The sequence below is a fragment of the Nostoc flagelliforme FACHB-838 genome, assembly GCF_014698065.1.
In the GTDB taxonomy this organism is placed as follows: Bacteria; Cyanobacteriota; Cyanobacteriia; order Cyanobacteriales; family Nostocaceae; genus Nostoc; species Nostoc flagelliforme_B.
On record NZ_JACJSI010000546.1, the window covers coordinates 1 to 3,274 of the forward strand.

At 48.4% G+C, this 3,274-nt stretch carries 3 protein-coding genes and 1 pseudogene; 1 reads left to right on the plus strand and 3 read right to left on the minus strand.

What is annotated here, in order from left to right:
- Positions 1-240: 240 nt before the first annotated feature.
- Positions 241-1,383, minus strand: coding sequence for an NAD(P)-dependent alcohol dehydrogenase (locus tag H6G97_RS48410; RefSeq protein ID WP_199350158.1), 1,143 nt, complete (start codon positions 1,381-1,383; stop codon positions 241-243).
- Positions 1,384-1,434: 51 nt separating this feature from the next.
- Here H6G97_RS48410 and H6G97_RS48415 point away from each other — a divergent pair, with 51 nt between their 5' ends.
- A complete protein-coding gene (locus tag H6G97_RS48415) occupies positions 1,435-2,325 on the plus strand; it encodes a LysR family transcriptional regulator (RefSeq protein WP_190947426.1) in 891 nt (296 codons plus the stop codon).
- Between the two features lie 334 nt (positions 2,326-2,659).
- On the opposite strand, the gene H6G97_RS48420 is transcribed toward H6G97_RS48415, so the two are convergent.
- A complete protein-coding gene (locus tag H6G97_RS48420) occupies positions 2,660-2,932 on the minus strand; it encodes a type 2 periplasmic-binding domain-containing protein (RefSeq protein WP_190947427.1) in 273 nt (90 codons plus the stop codon).
- Positions 2,929-3,150 (minus strand): annotated as a pseudogene (locus H6G97_RS48425) (helix-turn-helix domain-containing protein); the annotation flags it as partial. The gene H6G97_RS48420 and the pseudogene H6G97_RS48425, both read right to left, overlap by 4 nt.
- Between the last annotated feature and the right edge of the window lie 124 nt (positions 3,151-3,274).

Sequence of the window (3,274 nt, forward strand, 5' to 3'; positions counted from 1 at the left end):
TATTCGTCCACGAATTTGACTGTTGGTGCGGCTGGACGGGGCTGTACCATACTCTGTGTCTTGGTTCTAGCATTTGTACTCTATTATACTATTGCCAGAGTGACAAAATAGGGTTAGTCGCTCCAGCTTTTAAAATCCAACGTCGCATAAAAATTCCTGTCGTAATGTTGTTCTTGTCGCGAACTTGATTGATTTGCTTCTGAACGCTGCTTGACGAGCGCGACAGCTTTCGCCGCTCGATCAAGCAGCGTTCTCGGCTGGCGCTTCTAGTGTTGCCATGTCGATCACCAGGCGATAGCGCACCTCTCCCTGCTCCAGCCGTTTAAACCCAGCATTGATATCCACCGCCGCGATAACTTCAACATCGGCAGAGATATTATGCTTGCTACAGAAGTCCAGCATTTCCTGTGTTTCAACCGTCCCGCCCGATCCGGAACTGGTCAACCGCCGCCGCCCCATTGTTAGCAGCACCGGGGTAAAGTCCATCCGATCGGGAATACCTAAACAGCAAAACGTCCCATCCAGCGTGAGCGCCAGCAGGTACGGATCGAGCGAGTGTCGGGCTGAGACAGTATCGAGAATGAAATCAAAGCGATATTTCTGCGCCGCCATCTTGTCGGCATCTGTCGATAAGATAGCCTCATCTGCTCCTAGCGCTAAGGCATCGGCGAGTTTTTGCTCGGAAGTGGTAAATACAACGACATAAGCACCGAGCGCGTGGGCAAATTTGATCGCAATGTGACCCAGACCACCGATTCCGACAATGCCGATCGTCTTTCCAGTTCCAATATTCCAGTGGCGCAAGGGCGACCAGGTGGTAATGCCCGCACACATCAGCGGTGCAACGCTAGCCGGATCGAGTCCAGCGGGCAGGTGATAGGCAAAATCCGTCTTGACGACATAATCGTTCGAGTAGCCGCCGCGTGTGATGCTGCTGTCGATGCGATCGACACCGCCATAGGTAGTTGTTGGAAATTCGCGGCAATACGATTCCTCATGATTGAGGCACGGTGGACACTTACCGCAGGAATCGACAATATTGCCGACCGCGACGGCATCCCCAACGCAGAATTTTGTGACCTCCGCGCCGATCGCCGTCACTTCGCCGACAAATTCATGACCTGGAACTAAAGGAAAGGAACCCGACCCGCGAATCGCGTGCAAATCGCTGTGGCAGACCCCACAGAATTGAATCTTCACGGCAATGTCATCCGATCGCAATTCCCGTCGCTCGAATGCCCACGGCACGAGGCGATCGCCCTGGTTGAGCGCAGCAAGTCCATAGGACAGACTCACTGACTGATGTTGTCTCAAAGAAACGTTGCTCGCCATGTACTTTTCTTCCGCTTCGTAAGTCATAAACCAAGGATAGATCGGATACAATTAATTTACTAGATGGTATAATCTGCATACACTTGTGAAATATATGCAGTAATGAAGCGTGACGAACTGAACGACTTAGCCGCTTTCGTGGTAGTTGCCGACGAGATGAGCTTTACGCGCGCCGCGTCAAAACTGGGAATGTCCCCCTCTGCCTTAAGCCACGCTATGAAAGTGCTAGAAGACCGCCTTGGCTTGCGATTGCTGGCGCGAACAACCCGAAAGGTAAGGACAACTGAAGCTGGAGAACGACTGTTGAAAACCTTGCGACCTGCCTTTGAAGACATCAATGCCGAACTGACCGCCTTGAGTGAAATGCGCGATAAGCCTGCGGGGACGGTACGCATTACCACTTTTAAGCACGCAGCAACCTCTGTACTGTGTCCTGCGCTACCTGGCTTTCTTGATGCACATCCAGATATCCGCGTCGAGATTACGGTAGATGAGGGTTTAACGGACATTATTGAGAGCTGTTATGACGCTGGTATCCGATTTGGTGAGAAGGTTGCTAAAGATATGGTTGCAGTAAAGGTTGGAGCAGATATTCAAACAACTGTTGTTGGGTCGCCAGCCTATTTTGCTGACCGTTCCATTCCCAGTACACCCCAAGACCTTGCCGGACATAACTGCATCAACTATCGATTCGCAACTTCTGGCGGTCTTTATTCTTGGGAGTTTGAAGAAGATGGGCGACCATTTCAGGTTAAGGTTGACGGCTCTCTCATCTTCAATGACGGCGATTTGCTTCTCGCTGTTGCTTTGGCGGGACAAGGCATTGCCTATCTCTTTGAAGACCAAATTACTGACCTTGTTGCTGAAGGTCGGCTGCTCCAGGTCTTAACACAATGGTGTCCAATTTTTCCCGGCTACTACCTTTACCATCCCAACCGCCGCCAGACACCGCCAGCATTAGCGGCGCTGATTGATGTTCTGCAAGTTAGTTAAATAAGCTGGCATTACCAAACCACAAATTGCCTGGTGATCGCCTTAAATTCAACGTCAATCGCCAATCAGGAATTAGTTTTATTGATAATTTAAGGATTGTTAGATTGCTTGAGCTACTCGCGAACGTTTAATATCCCCCATCGGAGGCGCACAAACAGACGGGAATATTCACGGCTAAACTGTGAGGCACTTTCGTAGCCCACCTGGTAGGCAGCACTAGAAATCTCATAGTTTTCACATCTACTTTTCGCCATGTATATACGTAAATGAGGGAGTAGTAGTTTTCAAAAAGCGTCTCTTGTTCCATTTTATGGTTCCGTTGCTTGTCGCTGCCCTATTCCAAAGCTCTAAGTTGAGAGAAACTACTAGCCGCTTCGACTAACCAATCTAAAAACTTGAGAATCAGCGTTTCTTTTGGGTGGTTCTCTAAATACACAGTCGAGTAAGTAAAACCATCTAGCGACACATTAAGGGGTTGCACTAAAATCCCTAATGCCACATCATCAGAGACATGAACCTTGCTGCACAAAGCAAAACCTTGACCTGAGATTGAAGCTTGAATAACTAAACTTTCTTCGTTGAATTTAAGCCCTCGATTTGAGTTCAACTCACTGAGCCGATTGAGAGTAAACGCTCGATATCCCGCATCGGCGGTGCACCAAATAGGCGCGAATATTCACGGCTAAACTGAGATGGACTTTCGTACCCTACTTGATAGGCTGCCTTGGCTGCATCGGAGTTTTCGGACAGCATCAGGCGACGGGCTTCCAATAGTCTTAATTGCTTTTGATATTGCAACGGACTCATGGAGGTCACTTGCTTAAAACCCACATTCCGCACTTCAATTTGAAGTATAAATAGATTACAGCCAAGAAAAAAGCAAAAAATCGCGATAATTAAGAAAACAAAACTAAATTAATCTACGGTGTGAAGAGAAATAATTAAANAT